This window comes from Paenibacillus mangrovi, assembly GCF_022898935.1.
GTDB classification, from domain to species: Bacteria; Bacillota; Bacilli; order Paenibacillales; family Paenibacillaceae; genus Paenibacillus_AQ; species Paenibacillus_AQ mangrovi.
Map to the genome: position 1 here is coordinate 621,463 of NZ_JALIRP010000002.1, position 16,574 is coordinate 638,036.

Genomic DNA, 16,574 nt, shown 5'->3' on the forward strand with positions numbered 1-16,574 from the left:
TTTTGTATTAGCCATGTGGTAAATGCTCTCTCAAACTGACAGGCGGCATTTTCTCGAATTTATCCTGCTCGATAATTTTCGTATAGGACATCTGGTTTCCCGGGAAATTTTTCAGCTTCCAGCCGGCCATATTGCCGTTTCCGCCGTACAGCGGATCCGCATAGACGCCTTCCAGCGTGCTTCCGAACAACGTTTTGAAAAAACCGCTGGCAGAAATCGTGGTAAGCTTGACCTCATCCGTTTCAAAGGCTTTCAGTACGGTATCCTGCTGCTCAGGTGTAAGATCCTTGAATTTTTTCTGGAATTTCTTATTGCTGTAGTTCTGCATTTCCTGAAGGCCAATGTCAAAAATCTCTCTGCGCTTTAGGCGCCCCTGATATCCCTGTGTGGTTTCGCCTTTAAAAAATGGACCCTGCATATATTCCTTGCCGTTGGTTCCCCACTCGCCTGCAAGCTGGTGGTCGATATAATAAGCGACCCCGATCTCTTTGGCGCCTGGTCCGTTATCATCCGCAGGGAAAAGGCGTTCTGTTGCGGCCTCCGTAATCAGGAATTGTTCCTGGGTGAAATACATCAGCGCCTGGTTGAAGTTGACGGTCTCAGCTGCAGGTGGTTTATTTACGGCTGTATTTCCGGTATTCGTTGTCGGTTTTTTGGGTGTCCTCAGTAAGCTGCCTACCACTCCGCCGACGATCAGTCCGCCCACCGCATATCCGGTATTTTTCAAGAAGTTCCGCCTGGACTGATCGGGTTCTTTATCGTCTTTTAAATCCTGCTCTTCCGTCTCATTAGCCATACAGCTAACCTCCTGATCCATGTAATTTTTCCCAATACGAATTGGGTTTAGCATCATTTTCTTGTTATTTTGTCGAAAAATCCCACAAATAATGCATTCCCCAAAAGATAATCATAATTGTATGTTCAACCTATCCAGGGAGGGATCATCAATGAAAGGATCTTGGGCAAAAATGGCCGTCCCCGCTTTCTGTGTTGCTATAGCCTTAACCGGCTGTAATACCGGCACGCAGCAGAAGGCGCAAACCCAGCCGGTGCGGATCCAGTCTCAACCGGGCACGCATCATACGAACACCACGGAAAGCCATCCGCATGTAAACAGCATCAAGGTGATTCCAAAATATAATGGCGAAAAGGCACTCACGACCAATCAGAATGGAACAACCTACAGTGGTATGGGTACAGGGGTTTATAGCCGCATCGGAACGTCCAGCCTGCACGATACTCCGGAATCGATTACGCTTGAAAACCGTCTTGAGGCAGCGGGGATTACAGGAGTTACGGTATTGGCACTGGAGGACTCGGTATATATCGGGGATCCTGAGAAGCATACCCATACGGAAAACTCAAAGCCTCAGCCGCATAAAGTTCTAAGCCCGCAGGAAGGTGCATCCGGCAAAGGCTACATGAGCCCTAAAGGTACCGGTTATTCTATCGGTTCACGGGATATTAATGATAAAAACCTGAACCTGATTGAGCAAGAAGTTGAAGGCGCATACGGCAAAAAGGTGAAGATTTACACCGTTCATGATCCGAAGGCCATTAAAGCCATTGAAAAGGTTAAAACCGACATGCGTGCTGGCAAGCCCATCAATCAGAGTAATATTGAGACGGTCAAAAAGAATGCCGAACTGCATACCAACAATCAAAGCGGACCAAGCAAATAAGCCGCTGACCCTAAATACATGAACACCTCCTTTAGCACTTGCGGCGCTTGAGGAGGTGTTTTGGTTTGGGAATTAATCTACTAATTTTTCTCAGCGAGTTTTTCTGGCTCCACTACGGCTTCATTTGTAATTTCCTCAACAACGCCTTTCGTTGAAGAACGGAACTCACGCAGCGTATCGCCTACAGCTCGCCCCAGCTGCGGCAGCTTGGATGGACCGAATACCACCAGAGCAATCATCAAAATGATAAGCAGCCCCGGTAACCCGATATTGTTAAACATGATTGGTGCCTCCCTTCGGATCAATAAGTGGATTGTTCAACTCTTTCCGATGCAAGTACCACCGGGAAACAAGAATGCTGAGCTCAAACAGCAGAATGAGCGGAATAGTCACAGACAGATGGGAAACAAAGTCCGGAGGTGAGATCATGGAGCCAACTACAGCAAGGGCAAGATAGACATATTTACGGGCTTTTCTCAGCAGCGCCGGCCCCAAAATACCCAGCCGGGTCAGAAACAGCACAACAGCGGGCATTTCAAAAGCTAAAGCTAGCGGAAATACCACGCTGAACATCAAGGAAAAATACTTGTCCATTCCATAGGTCTCCACGGCTCCCACCGTCTTGTTCATTGAGGAGAGGAAAGTAACCATCATCGGAAAAGCGACGTAAAAGCTGAATGCCACCCCGATGAAAAAAAGAACGAACGCCAACGGAACAAACCAGAAGGTTTTCTTGGCCTCATCTTCGGTCAGTCCGGGACGTACAAACGCCCATATATGATACAGTGCCAGTGGAACAGTGAAAAAAACAGCCACCAGAAAACCGCATTTCATATAAATGAACATGCCATCCGTCAGCGAAAATACATTCCACGCGATATCCGCGGCGGCAGGCCGATTTTTAATGTACAGCAGCACTTTTGGCGACATGTACAAGCCCGCGGCCAGTGTCAGGATAAAAAAGAGCATTACCCAGATCAGGCGTTTTCGGAGCTCCGTCAAATGGGTGATCCACTCATCACTGTTAATCAATGAACCGCCTCCTCTTTTGGCGCCTCGTCGCCAAGTTTTCCGGCTCCGATGCTCCAAGGTAATGTATATTGTATCCAGATTGTGCAGAATTATTGCTGAATATGTCGAAATGCGCATGATGACATATTATTAGCGCATGTCCAGCATTTTTACGGCGATTTCACAGGGGTCCACAGATTTACAATAACAGTAAAAAATGATCGATATCGCCCAATAGGTTCGGGGGAATTTGGTTCTGCTGCACGACCTCTGCCGCGAGCTTCGGTATCGGGCGTGCTGCGATGACTTGGCCAAAGCCTCCAAGCTCGCGCAATCGTCCGAAATATTCCTGTTTGCCCGACTTCCGGTACAGCGCCTCGTTCAAGGATAACGCTGCAGTCCGAAGTTCGGGCGAGTCGGGCTCCAGTTGCCACATCGCGAAGCGAATGGCAGCCTGGTCCTGCTCACCGGCGTATTGTTCCGCCATATACCGCAGTTCGTCCATCGCCTCACCGGGGCTGATCCGTCTCAAGCCCGTCTTTAGATGCAGCAGCTGTACATTCAGCTTGACCTGCAAGTCCCGCCGCCCTAGCCGAATGGCGAGCTTCAGCGCCTCTTCGGCGGCATCCGCAGCGTTTGCGTATTGATTCTGCCGCTCCCTCAGCAAGCTCATGAAATAGAGCGCCTCGCATTCGAAGAAAGGGATGCGAAGCTTCTTGGTTAACCGCGCCGAACGTTCGATCCACCGGTCGGCTTCGTCATACCGATGCTGCTCCATTAGATTGCAGCCTTCGATGCCGAGCACGACGGAGGCAATATGCCAATCCTGAATCCGTACCGCTTCTTCAAGGCAGAAGGCGATGCATTGTTCCGCTTGCAGGCGGGAACCGAGCAAATGATAATATTTGCCCAAAAAACCTAGTCCCATGGCGAAGCCCATTCGCGCCCCGATCGACTTGCTGATCTTCAGCTTCTCAACGATGCGGTCGTAAGCGAGGTCCATATCGTCCGTCTCAAAATAAACCAAAGCCAGTCCGCCCATCGCTTCTCCGACAAAAAACGCGTCCCGGATTTCCTTGGCGAGGCCGATCTGTCTCTGGAACCAATGAATCGCTTGGTCGTACTCGCATTGGTCGTAATGCAGGAAGCCGATCATTCCGAGGAACCGGATATCGTCTTGCGTTTGTTTACCGGTATGAGGCAACTCCATTCTTTCCATGAAATAACGAAGCGATTTGTCGTAGCTTGCCATAAAATAATACAAAATACCGAGCGTTCCGTATGCGAAGCTGAGTCCGTCATGGTCCTCCGTTAGCTTGAAATGGTAGGACGCCCGTTCCAGATGGAACCCGGCTTCCTCGTATTTGCCCAGCAGACGCAAGCAGTTGCCTAGCGCGACGTCGCAATAGGATCGCTCATTGATCGTAACCAAGTATCCGTAACGCTCAAGCCACTCTTTGTAAGTGTTCTCCGCTTCGTTCCAATCTCCCGTTACGATCAAAGCGTCGCCGAGCTTCATCAGAACGGGCAAAGTCTGTTCGGGAGGCAGTAGGCTGAACAGCTTCCGGTAATAATTGATCCTTGTGTCATTGGCATAGATCTTCTCCGCCGCCGTTGCGGCCATTTCATAGTAGGAGGTGGCCTCCCGTTCCATCCCTGCAAGCTCGTAGTGAAAGGCGATTTCTCCGGCAACCGCTTCGATCTGCCCCCGGTGATAGGCGAGCAGCCCCTCCGCGATTTGCCTGTGACACCTGCGCCGCCTGCTCTCATTGTTCACCTTGTACGCGGTTTCCTTGATAATGTCATGGGTGAAGCCGTATTTCCCGCCCCCAGCCTCCTGCAAAACCTTCAATTGCACCAGCTGCTCCGTGCGCACAAGAATCATCTCTTCCTCCACGTCCATAACCACCGTCAATTGCGCTGAGGATACGGGCCTTCCGATGGCGGCGATGATCGATACAAGCTGGCGATTGACCGGCGACAGCCTGTTCAACCGATTCTCGATAACGGATTTCGCCACTTGCGACAGACGAAATTCACCGCTGTCCCCGCTCGCTTGCCATTCCCGCAACGTTTCCATAATAAACAGCGGATTGCCGCCGGTTTCCGCGTATAAAACTGAGGAATGGCGGTCCGCCAGCGCATCGCCGACCGTTGCGGCCGCCAGGTGGTTCGTTTCGTCTCGGCTAAGCGGAGCCAGCTCGATTTCGGTCAACTTTCGCTCGGACCGAAGCTCGTCTAGAACATGCGCGACGGCATCGCCCGGATCCTCGTCCGTTCTCATCGTCGCCACCACGAGCAGTTTGGCTTTGGAATCGCTGCGGATTAGGTAGGAAAGAAGCTGAAGCGTCTCTTCGTCGCTCCACTGGATATCGTCAAGGAGAAGCATCAGAGGTTCGCTGGCCAGCAGCATCCGTTCGATCGCTTCATACCACTTATTCAACTGCCATTTCTCTTGAATCGGAGACGGCTTCGGCAAGTCCGGATACCGCTCTAACAGTTCGGGCAGCAGACGCGCCAATTCGGACAGCCACACCGAACCGAGCTTTGGCAGCGGAAGGCTCCGGAGCCAGTTGGTTACCGGTGTATAGGATAGCGACCTGACCGACGGATAGCATCCGGCGAAGGCGGTTTGAACCCCCAAGCTTTCCAAGCATGCCTTAAACTCCAGGGCTAGTCGGGATTTGCCAATTCCCGCCTCCCCCTTCAATAGAAGCAAGGCGTTTCCGCCGGCCGCGATTTGCTTCCAGGCGCTCAGCAGGCCTTCCCATTCGCCGATTCTGCCGATCAGCGGGACTCTGCTTGGCAAGGCCGTTATTATCCCACTCCCGTTTTTCGTCAGTATTTCAAATAGATGCAGTGTCTCCTCCGAAGGCGCGATTCCAAGTTCGGCTTGTAATACATCGCACAGCTTCCGATAGGATTGCACGACGCCGGCCATATCTTTGTTCAAGGCGTGCAGCCGCATCACCGTGCGGTACGTTTCCTCCCTTAACGGGTCCTGAACGAGCAGCATATGCGCGAAAAACAAAGCCGACGCGTAATCCCGCTGACGTTCCAAAATCAAAACAAGCTTGTCGAGCACGGTCAAGTACGTCTGCGCCAGCCGCTCCCGCTTCGCCGCGAGCCACTCATCACCGAATTCGGACAGCAGCTCTCCTCTGTATAGCTCTACCGCTCTGCGCAGCTTGTAAACCGTTGTTCCTTGCGCCGCCTGTTCGAATTCGTGTATATCCGAATAAAAAGGCAGTTCACGATTCAGACAGATGGATGCGTGCGTAATCTTCAGATAACGGTCGATTCTCGGAACAGATTCCCGAAGATCGTGAAGAAGCTTCCGCAAATTAGACAACGCTTGCTTCTCGGTGGAATCGGGCCAGAAATGAAAAGCGATTTGCCTTCTGCTTGGAGGCGCATCAAAAGAGAGAACCAAGTAAGCAAGCAGCAGTGTGGCTTTTTTGCCGGGGATTTCCGATTGGTCTTCGCCATCGAGGGTAATTTTCAAACTGCCTAACAACTGATAACTGCAGCCTGCCAAACGGCTCACCTCCGATCGTCAATCGGATCTTTGTAAATTGTATTCGCTTATTGTGCAGAAATGCCTTACGACAAGCCGGATAATAAAGATCCTTTGACGAGGTCAAAGGATCTTTATGGAATCGATATCGCCGCCGAAGATTTCTATTCTCGAACCTCCAGCATGCGGACGATAGCCGACGCGGCTTCCGCGCGGGTAGACATCGCTTGTGGCACGAATTTTCCGTCTGGGAAATCTCCCGTGTTGATGATGCCGGTCTTCACAGCTTTGGAAACGGCGGACTTCGCCCATTTTGGAATGTCCGCATCGTCGGAGAATCCGGTCTGCGGCGGATTGTCCGCCACGAGGCCAGAGGCGCGAATGACCATCGAGATCATTTCCGCATGGGTAATGTTCGCATTGGGTCGGAACGTACCGTCCTCATACCCGTGGATGATATCGAGCTTCACCGCCTGCCGTACTGCCTTCACCGCCCATGCTCCGATTTTATCCTTATCCTTGAAGGTTAGCGGCGCTCCTTCCTCCTCAGGGTGCAGCCCTCTGACGAGCATGCTGGCAAATTCGGCCCGGGTAACGTTCCCGTTGGGCCGGAACGTGCCATCCGGATAACCGAATACGATACCGAGCGATACCGCTTTAGCGATTTCCGCACCCCACTTGTGCCCCGCAATGTCCTTCAGGTTCGCCGCATCCGCTTGCGGAGCAGGAGGATGGTTTGCCGCGGCGGGGGGATCGTTTGCCGGTGCAGGAGGATTGTTGTTCATTACGGCCGTTACTGTCACGACGCATTGTTTGTAGTATCCACCATCCTCTGACGTTGCCGTAATCGTAGCCGTGCCTGGCCCAATGCCCGACACTTTGCCTGTAACGTCCACTTTCGCTATGCGATCGTCACTGCTCGACCATATGATTTCTTTATATGACGCATCGCCTGGTGTGACTGTCACCTGCAGCGACTCGCTTTGCCCTGCGTCCAATTTGAGCACGGATTTATTCAGGCTTACTCCGTTAACATATACCATACCAATGGCATATAATTTGTGGTCGCCAGATCCAATATACACCGCTCCGTCAGGACCGACCGCGGATGCAGCGACTATCTGGCCATTGGTTTTAAACTCCCATTTCTTCGTTCCATCCGGCTTAATCGCATAGAGCTTCTTATCGGCCGATCCCACATAGATGGTGCCGTCTGCGCCGAATGCAGGCGCAGTAATCAAAATGCCATCCGTATCAAATTTCCATTTCTTCGTTCCGTCAGGTTTAATTGCATAAATGCCTGATCCCCCCGATCCGACATAGATGATGCCGTCCGCACCGATTGTTGGCGAGGAAAAAACGGTCCCTCCATATAGCCCTTTATCCAATGGATACTCCCACTTTATCGTTCCGTCCGGCTTGATCGCGTACAGTCTCTCGGCGCCGGAAGCGATATAGATGATACCGTCTGTGCCGATCGCCGGCGAGGTTTTCACTTCATTGATTGTAGTGAGTTCCCATTTCTTCGTTCCGTTCGGTTTAATCGCATAGAGCTTCTTATCGCGGGAACCGATGTAAATGGTGCCGTTAGAATCGATGGCGGGCTTGCAACTCATTCCGTCTCCTGTTGCGAACTCCCAGATCTTCGTACCGTCCGGTTTGAGCGCATAGAGCTTCCCATCCTCGCATTCAAAATAGACGGTACCGTCTGCGCCAATTGCCGGTATGGAGTTTACGGCGCCTCCTGCTTCGAACGCCCACTTCAGCTCTCCGTCCGGAGTGATTGCATATAGATTAACGCTAGAGCCGACATACACGGTGCCGTCTGCGCCAATTATCGGCGAAGAGTACACTTTATCTTTCGTTGTGAACTCCCATTTCTTCTTTCCCTTTTTATCGACTGCATAGAGCTTCCCATCTGTAGATCCAACATATACGGTGCCGTCTGCACCGACTGCAGGCGAGGACAAGCTGATCCCCCCCCCTGTTTCAAACGCCCATCGCTCTACACCGTTTGAACTTGGCATATAAAGGCTTGTGATAATGTTCGGGTTCGCCTCTATCCTAAAATCCGGTTTTAACTGAAGATCAAACGCCGTAGCGGATTGAAGCGGAGTGAGACAAACTAGCAGCAAGGCAACAAAGAAAACAGCATAACTCGATTTCTTATCAAACATAGGGAAGCCCCTTTCAAAATTTAACTTGCGGTCCGGACTTTTCCGCTTCATCGATGTGAAAGAACCGTTCCTGTTTAAAGTTGAATAGGCCAGCAAGCATGTTGGTTGGAAAACTCATGACTGCGGTATTGTACGCCTCCACCGTGTCGTTGTAGAACTGCCGTGCAAAGCGGATTTTGTCCTCGATTGCGGTTAGCTGCTGTTTCAAGTAAAGAAAGTTTTCGTTCGCTTTCAACTCAGGGTAGCTTTCCGCCACCATCAACAATCTGCTCATGAGTCCGGATATTTCACCGCTCACCGCCGCCTGTTCCTGTACTGAGCCGGCGCTAGCGTACTGCGTTCTCAACTCGCTGACTCGGGTGAACGCCTCTTTTTCATGCGCCGCATATCCTTTGACCGTTTCCACCAAATTTGGGATGAGGTCGAAACGATTTTTCAACACGACATCCACCTGTGACCAATTGTTACGGACCCGGTTTTTCAACAAGATCAAGCGGTTATAGGTAAAAATGAGCCACAGCAGCAGTAAAACAATGACTCCGATCACAATATATCCGACCACATCGATCCCCCCGTTTCCAAATGAATGATATGGGAGACCAAGCGCCTTAAAATGCGCCGCGGCCTCCTCCGCCTCCTCCTCCACCGCCGCCTGAAGAGAAGCCGCCGCCTGATCCTCTCGACGATGCGTTGCTCTGCGCAGCGGATATCGTCTTATCGAAAGATTCCGAGAAATGTTCAAAATGTCGATAAAATCCGGTGTCTGCCACCATTCCGTAAACGGTATCGTTGCCGTAACCCGCATGCCGGATATCAATATTGGCAATCGCGATCATTTTTTTCGCCACTCCGAGCGGAATTGCATAAACGAAATAGTGCTCCCACAGATGAACGGCCATCGGTTCGCTGGATTCCATTCGGCTGTAATCGGCTAAAAACCGCTGGAACGCCCTCCACTTCGCCCGCTCGGTCGCGCCGGTCTTCGTTCTACGTTTGATTTTTAACCCATATAAAAAGAGCGGAATGGTTAAGAATGCAAGCCAATTGTATTCGGCGGGCACGAGAAATAGCAGGGCGATAAATTGCGCGGCAAACGCGATGACAGCGATCTTCAGGCCTGGATTGGACGTTTCGAAATACCCCATTTGCTTCGCCTCCTTGGTCGCCGTGGCTTTCCAATCGGCCAACTGCCTTGTAAAGATACGGGCATTCGCCTTTTTCTTGACGTATTGATGGAGGTCCGAGAGGGATACTTCGTTGTCCAGGCCAAGTTGGTTGAAAAACCAGTGAAGTAAGAACGCCTCGTGCTGCTTCAGTCCGTTGGTTCGTTCGTCGATCAGTTTGAACCGGTAATCGGTCTTTTCTTTGCGCAAGAAACCGCCCGTTTCCTTAACAACCTGGATCTCGACATGTTTTTTTCGGACCAAATCAATGAGCGTTGCCAAGACATCGCGGGTCTGAATTTTAAAGTCCATTAAATAGCTCACGACAGCCGGCGTTACGTCAGCGGGCAGTTCGCGATAATAGGCGCCGTGCCAGTCCGGCTTCCGTTCCTTATCGTATTTGAAGTATAGAAAGACGATAAGCCCCAAATTGAAGACAATGACGGCGATGGCATAGACAAGAGCTCGCGGCAGCGGATTCCGGTTCGTTGCTCGCTTGCTGTCCGCGTCTTCCGCCCACTTCAGTTCCTCCTGCTTGATTTGGTCAAGCATCGGGGTGTTCTTGATTTTGGTGCTGTCCGGCACGTAGATCTGAGGGAACAGCACCCGTGCTTCCAGCATCTGACCGGCCAGCAGAGGGCTAACCTGATACTCCAAGGAGCCATCCTGGGTAATATTCACCGTCCCCAAGAGCGGACCGTGTCCGTACGCCAATATATCGTCCTTCATGACGCCGCCTGGCAGGTCGACACGAATGCGCACCATGCCCAAGTCACTCGGATTCGTATGATCGAAAAATTTCCAGTACAGCTCGGCGGTATCCTCGTAAACTTGCACGACATTTTTATATTCGTAAATAAATTTAAAAATTTTCGTTTCCTCATTGGCCTGATCGAATACTTTGTACTGCACTCGACTGCCTTTGCCGGATTTATCGAAGGTGAGCGGTATTTCCTGCTGCTCCTTGATTTCGTAGGCTTGGAAGTCCCTAATGCCGTCCGAACTGGACGAATCGAGCTGCACGATTACGCCGTTAAAGGCTCCATGGAACCGATACGTATCCTGTTCGGTCACCTGCATGTTGCCTTCCGCATCGATTCGAGCCTGAATGTCGACACTCGTAATCTCAAACGATCGATCGCTCGCCGCAAGAACAGGATTGGTCAACAGGAGCAGAAGCAGAAGACTTGCGAGACTCACGGCAATGTTCCGGGAGGCGACCATCATCTGCATTATTCTCGAACCTCCAACATGCGGACGATGGCCGACGCGGCTTCCGCGCGGGTAGACATCGCTTGCGGCGCTAATTTGCCGTCCGGGAAATCTCCCGTTTTGATGATGCCGGTCTTCTCAGCTTTGGAAACGGCGGACTTCGCCCATTCTGGAATGTCCGCATCGTCGGAGAGTCCAGTCTGCAGTGCATTGTCCATTGAGAGGCCAGAGGCGCGAATGACCATCGAGATCATTTCCGCATGGGTAATGTTCGCATTGGGTCGGAACGTACCGTCCTCATACCCGTGGATGATGCCGAGCTTCACCGCCTGGCGCACTGCCTTCACCGCCCATGCTCCGATTTTATCCTTATCCTTGAATGTTAGCGGCGCTCCTTCTTCCCCAGGGTGCAGCCCTCTGACGAGCATGCTGGCAAATTCGGCCCGGGTAACGTTCCCGTTGGGCCGGAACGTGCCGTCCGGATAACCAAATACGATGCCGAGCGCTAAGGCTTTGGCGATCTCCGCGCCCAACTTGTGCCCCGCAATGTCCTTCAGGTTCGCTGCATCCGCTTGCGGAGCTGGAGGATTGTCGGTTACGGTCACGGCGCAAGTGGCGATAAAACCTCCGTCTATGGTCGTGGCCGTTATATTCGCCGTGCCCGGCGCGATGCCCGTCACTTTGCCCATGGCGTCCACCTCCGCCACTGCGCTGTTACTGCTGCTCCATCGGATCCGTTTGTCTACTGCTTCCTCCGGGACAATCGTTGCCGTCAACGTTTCGCTCGTTCCCGCCTGAAGGCTGGTCGTTTTCTTATTCAAACTAACGGTGCTTACCCCGATGGTTCCGAGAGCGAGCAAGGATGTCGATGATGACTTATAGACAGTGCCGTCGCTCCCGATGACAGGAGCGAATGTTCCAATGTCTCTGGCGGCATATTCCCACTTTACAGTTCGATCCGGATTGACCGCGTAGAAAACGCTGTTGTCGCTTCCGGCGTAAATGGTGCCATCCCGTCCGATCGCCGGCGTCTGATGCACCTTGTTCCCAGGATTGAACTTCCATTTTTCGGTTCCATCGGGATCGAAGGCGAGTACTCCGTCCTTACTTCCGATATAAATCGTGCCGTCAATTGCTATGGACGGGGAGGAATACGTATGGCGGTCGCGGCTCCACTTCTTCGAACCGTCTGGATGAATGGCATAAAGTACGGCTCCCGAATCATTCCAATAAGACTCTACGTAAATCGTCCCGTCGGCTCCAATAACGGGATGTTCATAGATGGGGCTGGGTGTCGGGAATGTCCATTTCACAATACCGTTCGGCTTGAACGCATAAAGAACCCCATCCATCGTTCCGGCGTAAATCGTCCCGTCCTCTCCGATAGAAGGGGGACTTACGGCACCTTCGGCGGGAGATGCCCACTTAAGCGATCCGTCCGGGTAGAGGGCATACAGATTCCGGCTGTCTGAGCCCCCCGCGTAGATCGTGCCGTCAGCCCCGATTGCCGGACTGAGATCCGGGATCGAAAGCTTTTTTAAACCTCCCATGGCGAATTCCCACTTCTTTTTTCCGGCCGGATCGATGGCACAAACGTACACATACGCTTTTAAAGCGTTCGCATCTAGCTTGATGACGCCCACATAGAGCATTCCGTCAGCGCCCAGGGTGGGAGTGCCGCTCGCGAACCCCCCCAGATCCGCGTCCCATTTTTTAGTCCCGTCCGGAAGAATCGCATAAACCTTGTTGCCTCCACCCAAATAGATGGTGCCATCTTTGCCGAGCACCGGGGAAGTAGAAGGTTTCTCCATTGGGTACTCCCACCTGACCTGTCCTTTCGGATTGCCGAGTAAGAGAGGTGTATCTTTGATCAAGAGATCGTTGCTTTTGAGGTTCGGATCAATCGTGAATTTGGGCGCTTCGGCCGCCGCGGCTGGGAAGGGGAAAAGCACCGAAACTGAAATCAGGGCCGATATAAGGACGATCCCGAATTTTTGTTTGGAAGAAGACATTACAATTCCTCCTTTCTGAACGATTCTAAAACAGCGAGCGCTTCAAAAGCGTTTCCCCGCCCGTTGCCCATTTTTGAAACGCTTTTGAAGCGCTTGTTCTGTTATGCTCTTTCTTGTTGAATCGAACATGAACCTGGGAGGAAAATTATTGATGAAGAAGACACGCGTTATTCTGTTGCTCGTCATCACCGCCATGTTCTCGCTTGCGACCGGAGCGTTTGCAGCCAGCAATCTTACAGAGATCAAAGCGTACCTCAACGCGGGAGTCAAATTCCGTCTGGACGGCAAGTCTTGGCGCCCGCTCGACGACAAAGGCAAGGAAGTGCTTCCGATCACGTATAACGGAACGACGTACTTGCCTCTTCGGGTAATTGCCAACGCCTTTGACGTTCCGATTACATGGGAAGGCTCCACGCAAACCATCGGACTTCGAGAGAGCAGCAACCTCACGTTGTATTCCAAAGAGGTGAAAGTGGATAATTGGAGCGAGAAATTTTACGATGTGATCGACAAAAAGCAGCTTGTTTTCGGAAATCATCAGTATGAGGGAGCCTACGCCTTTACGGCGGAAAACGTGGGGTTAGGCTGGTATGAGGGATCGCCCTACTTGAAATTAGACTTTGGCAAAAAATACAATACATTACATCTGATCCTGTACTCTCCTTCGTCGATGAAGATCAGGGTGCTGAACGGAGATAAGCAGCAGCTGACGCAGGAAATCAGTCTCGAGGCTGGTCGGGTCACGGAGATGGATATAAACCTGCAAGGCAGCCAATATGCCTTCGTATCGGCCTACGATGCTAATAATCAAGCCGAAAAACCGCTTCTCTATATTTTGAAGGACAGCTATGTTACGACGGAGGCCATTCCGGCTTCGTCGGATAAATCCGACGGGCATTAGAGTTTTCGGAGCTCCGTCAAATGGGTGATCCACAGAATTATAGCCGATTATGTCGGATAAACGCATGCCAAAAATAAAAATGTAAGCAATCATATTAAACGAAGAACGGCCTGCTCGCAAACGATGCGAACAAGGCCGTCTTTATTTTTTAATAGCTCCCCTTGCTAAGAGATGTCAACTGCAGGAACGATCCGAAAAGAGCAACTGCTTATCCCTCTACATTTGCCTCTCAATGAGAAGACGTGCGGCACTAATGAAATACTCCTGGTTAAAAGCCGACTTGTCCACATAAGAGACCATAATTGCACCACTGCAAAGCATCCTCAACTGAGCTGCCAACTCTTCGGGATTTCGGGCGCCACCTTTTCGCATGATTCCCTCCACTTTTCCCCATAAATTTCTGCGGTTTTCAACCGCTTTTTGATGGGCGGGATGATTCTCATCCGGAAACTCCACAACCGTATTCATGAATGGGCATCCACGATAATCGGATTGCTTAATCCTTTCGACAAGTCCGTCAAGCATCGCAAAAATTTGCATTTTGGGTGCTTCGGGGTGGAGTCGCTCCGCTTCTTCCAACCGTTCCAAGGTAATATCTCCTCGATATTCCAAGTAATTTACGATCAGTTCATCTTTACTGGCGAAATTACGGTAAAAACTAGCTTTGGCTACTCCGGATTCATCGATGATTCGATCGATTCCGACAGCCCGCACTCCTTCTTGGTAAAACAAATCAGAGGCTTTTTGCAAAATTCTTTCTCTTGCCGACTTTTTCATCCAAATCACCCGATCTAAAATTTGGAAATATTTTATTTGACATGATACAGATCTGTCTGTATCATTATTACAAAAGATACAGATCTGTCTCTCTCATTTTAGAAAACTTGCTGGCTGTTGTCAAACAGTTCAGGAGCAAGGAAAGGATGTGAACCGTGTTCCGTGTTTTCAAAATTTCCACTTTCTAGACAGCCAAAAAGTAGTAAGAGCCGAGTTAAGCCGTATTTGACGCTCACCGTCTTGCTTCTCTCCACATTTATGACAGTAGCGAACAATTTTATTGTCAACGTCGCGGCACCCTCGATTCAGCTCGGTCTAAAAGCAAACTTTTCAAACGTTCAGTTTATCATCACAAGTTACACTTTGGCTTTTGCTGTTGCCCTAATAATTGGTGGGCGCTTAGGTGACAGATTCGGGCAGAAAAGAATTCTGTTGTTAGGAGTAGCCGGCTTTACGCTCTCTTCTTTATTTTGTGGATTGTCGGCCAATATCTTAATTCTGACTGTGGCTAGAATCCTCCAAGGGTTAAGCGCTGCATTGATATCACCGCAAGTATTATCGCTGATTCAAATTACCTATCCTCTAGAAAGGCGAGGTGCGATTTTCGGATTGTATGGTGCCATACAAGGGCTAGCCGCATCAACAGGACAAATCATTGGCGGTCTTCTGCTGCTGGTAAACCCCTGGGACTTGGATTGGAGAACAATTTTCTTCTTTAACGTACCAATCGGTTTGTTCATCTTGTGCTTGACACCGTTTATACCTGAGTCCAACACATCAAATAAGACTAAATTCGATTGGGCAGGAGCTGCACTTCTATCCGTAAGTCTATTGTTACTTGTGTATCCGCTCGTACAAGGGCAGAAGGAAGGTTGGCCGCTTGCGCTCATTTTCAGCCTTATCTTTTCTATCCCTCTCCTGGCAACATTCGTGTGGTTTGAAAAACGAGTTCAACGAAACAATCGTGCTCCCTTCATGCAAATGGATCTTTTCCGAAATCGTTTATTCACTGTCGGAATGCTCGTCGCATTTGTGCTGATGTCCTCTCAAGCTGCTTTTTTTCTCATTACTGCTTACCTGCTTCAAATCGGGCTAAGTTTTTCAGCATTGAAAGCAGGCGGCGTTATTTTGCCGATGGGGATAGGATATTTTCTGGCTTCTCTGCTTTCGTCCAAATCAATAGGCAAGGTTGGTAATCATGTACTAACGATAGGTTCCATCCTGACGGCAAGCGGTTATCTATTTCTCGCTCTTTCTGTTTCTACGACAGGAACCTCGCCGGCCATTGCCCTGTGGATTCCTTCCTTACTCGCCCTTGGTTTCGGTCAAGGTTTTATTGCCGCTCCTCTAACGAATATCGTCCTTGCAAAAATACCTAAGAGTGATGTTGGTTCCGCGTCAGGGATATTCGTTACGGGTTTCCAGATTGCTTATGCGATTGGGATTAGTTTGATCGGCATCGTATGGTTGAACGGGCTTAGTTACCATGCAAATATAATAGGCATCCGGCATCCAAACGCGCAAAATTATATCGATACTTTCAGCCTCTGTCTATACCTGCTTGCTGCATATACCTCATTTCTTCTTCCCCTTTCGCTTGTTCTAATCAAAAAACACCAGATCAAAAACGGTGGCGCAATCAGTATCAGATAATTGATCCTTATGAAAATCGAGGTGTTTATCCATGAATCAAAATCAATATGAGAAGAAAAACGTGAGTGGCGACAGATTTATTCGTTATGTTTTGTTGACGAATGGACTCTCTACAGGGATACTTGGAATAATTATTATATTATTTCCGCATTTTGTAGCGAGCTTGACAGGTCTTGATCGTTCGTCTTATCTAGTCGGAACGGGAATTTTCCTGTTGATTTTCATAGCTTTTGTTTTTGGGACGGTAAAAATGAAATTTATTCGGCCGCTGTATGTGTTGATCTTTTCTGTGGTGGACTTTCTATGGGTTATTGGAAGTATTTTTCTAATTGCAGAAAATGGAACATGGTTTACGATGACATTTCTGGGAATATGGATTGTTGTTCTTGTGGCGCTCGTAGTTGGCGCGTTTGCCATATGTGAGTTTTATTATTGGTGGGTAAATAGGTCGCTGAAGAAAGGATGATAC

At 50.2% G+C, this 16,574-nt stretch carries 13 protein-coding genes; 4 read left to right on the forward strand and 9 right to left on the reverse strand.

Features of this window, described 5'->3' with window-relative positions; translation table 11 throughout:
- Positions 1 to 7: 7 nt before the first annotated feature.
- Positions 8 to 796, reverse strand: a complete 789-nt coding sequence (locus MUG84_RS07470; RefSeq protein WP_244722717.1) for a gluconate 2-dehydrogenase subunit 3 family protein — start codon at positions 794 to 796, stop codon at positions 8 to 10.
- Between the two features lie 151 nt (positions 797 to 947).
- Between MUG84_RS07470 and MUG84_RS07475 the strand changes: the two genes are divergently transcribed.
- Positions 948 to 1,682, forward strand: coding sequence for a hypothetical protein (locus MUG84_RS07475; RefSeq protein ID WP_244722721.1), 735 nt, complete (start codon positions 948 to 950; stop codon positions 1,680 to 1,682).
- An 80-nt stretch (positions 1,683 to 1,762) separates the two neighbouring features.
- Here MUG84_RS07475 and MUG84_RS07480 read toward each other — a convergent pair whose 3' ends face one another.
- The 7 genes from MUG84_RS07480 to MUG84_RS07510 form a co-directional block, all read right to left on the reverse strand.
- Positions 1,763 to 1,963: a twin-arginine translocase TatA/TatE family subunit gene (locus MUG84_RS07480; RefSeq protein ID WP_244722725.1), complete on the reverse strand. Its 201-nt coding sequence runs from the start codon at positions 1,961 to 1,963 to the stop codon at positions 1,763 to 1,765.
- Positions 1,956 to 2,714, reverse strand: coding sequence for a twin-arginine translocase subunit TatC (tatC, locus tag MUG84_RS07485; protein WP_244722729.1), 759 nt, complete (start codon positions 2,712 to 2,714; stop codon positions 1,956 to 1,958). Before tatC ends, MUG84_RS07480 begins: the two co-directional genes overlap by 8 nt.
- Positions 2,715 to 2,892: 178 nt before the next feature.
- Positions 2,893 to 6,231, reverse strand: coding sequence for an ATP-binding protein (locus MUG84_RS07490; protein ID WP_244722734.1), 3,339 nt, complete (start codon positions 6,229 to 6,231; stop codon positions 2,893 to 2,895).
- 143 nt (positions 6,232 to 6,374) lie between these two features.
- Positions 6,375 to 8,387 (reverse strand): S-layer homology domain-containing protein, encoded by a 2,013-nt coding sequence (locus MUG84_RS07495; protein WP_244722738.1) that lies wholly within the window; start codon positions 8,385 to 8,387, stop codon positions 6,375 to 6,377.
- A 13-nt stretch (positions 8,388 to 8,400) separates the two neighbouring features.
- Positions 8,401 to 8,949, reverse strand: coding sequence for a LemA family protein (locus MUG84_RS07500; RefSeq protein ID WP_244722741.1), 549 nt, complete (start codon positions 8,947 to 8,949; stop codon positions 8,401 to 8,403).
- Positions 8,950 to 8,995: 46 nt separating this feature from the next.
- Complete coding sequence (locus MUG84_RS07505) at positions 8,996 to 10,783, reverse strand: DUF2207 domain-containing protein (RefSeq protein ID WP_244722744.1); 1,788 nt, start codon at positions 10,781 to 10,783, stop codon at positions 8,996 to 8,998.
- The gene (locus MUG84_RS07510) at positions 10,783 to 12,774 is read right to left on the reverse strand and encodes an S-layer homology domain-containing protein (protein WP_244722749.1); all 1,992 of its coding nucleotides are present in this window, start codon (positions 12,772 to 12,774) and stop codon (positions 10,783 to 10,785) included. The genes MUG84_RS07505 and MUG84_RS07510 overlap by 1 nt, the downstream gene beginning before the upstream one ends.
- Positions 12,775 to 12,925: 151 nt before the next feature.
- On the opposite strand from MUG84_RS07510, the gene MUG84_RS07515 reads away from it, so the two are divergent.
- On the forward strand, positions 12,926 to 13,675 hold the full coding sequence (locus MUG84_RS07515; protein WP_244722752.1) for a stalk domain-containing protein: 750 nt from the start codon (positions 12,926 to 12,928) through the stop codon (positions 13,673 to 13,675).
- Positions 13,676 to 13,891: 216 nt separating this feature from the next.
- Here MUG84_RS07515 and MUG84_RS07520 read toward each other — a convergent pair whose 3' ends face one another.
- Positions 13,892 to 14,425, reverse strand: a complete 534-nt coding sequence (locus tag MUG84_RS07520; protein ID WP_244722757.1) for a TetR/AcrR family transcriptional regulator — start codon at positions 14,423 to 14,425, stop codon at positions 13,892 to 13,894.
- Positions 14,426 to 14,614: 189 nt separating this feature from the next.
- Here MUG84_RS07520 and MUG84_RS07525 point away from each other — a divergent pair, with 189 nt between their 5' ends.
- Together MUG84_RS07525 and MUG84_RS07530 are read left to right on the forward strand one after the other, a co-directional pair.
- A complete protein-coding gene (locus MUG84_RS07525) occupies positions 14,615 to 16,105 on the forward strand; it encodes an MFS transporter (RefSeq protein ID WP_244722760.1) in 1,491 nt (496 codons plus the stop codon).
- Between the two features lie 31 nt (positions 16,106 to 16,136).
- The gene (locus tag MUG84_RS07530) at positions 16,137 to 16,571 is read left to right on the forward strand and encodes a hypothetical protein (RefSeq protein ID WP_244722765.1); all 435 of its coding nucleotides are present in this window, start codon (positions 16,137 to 16,139) and stop codon (positions 16,569 to 16,571) included.
- Positions 16,572 to 16,574: the final 3 nt, after the last annotated feature.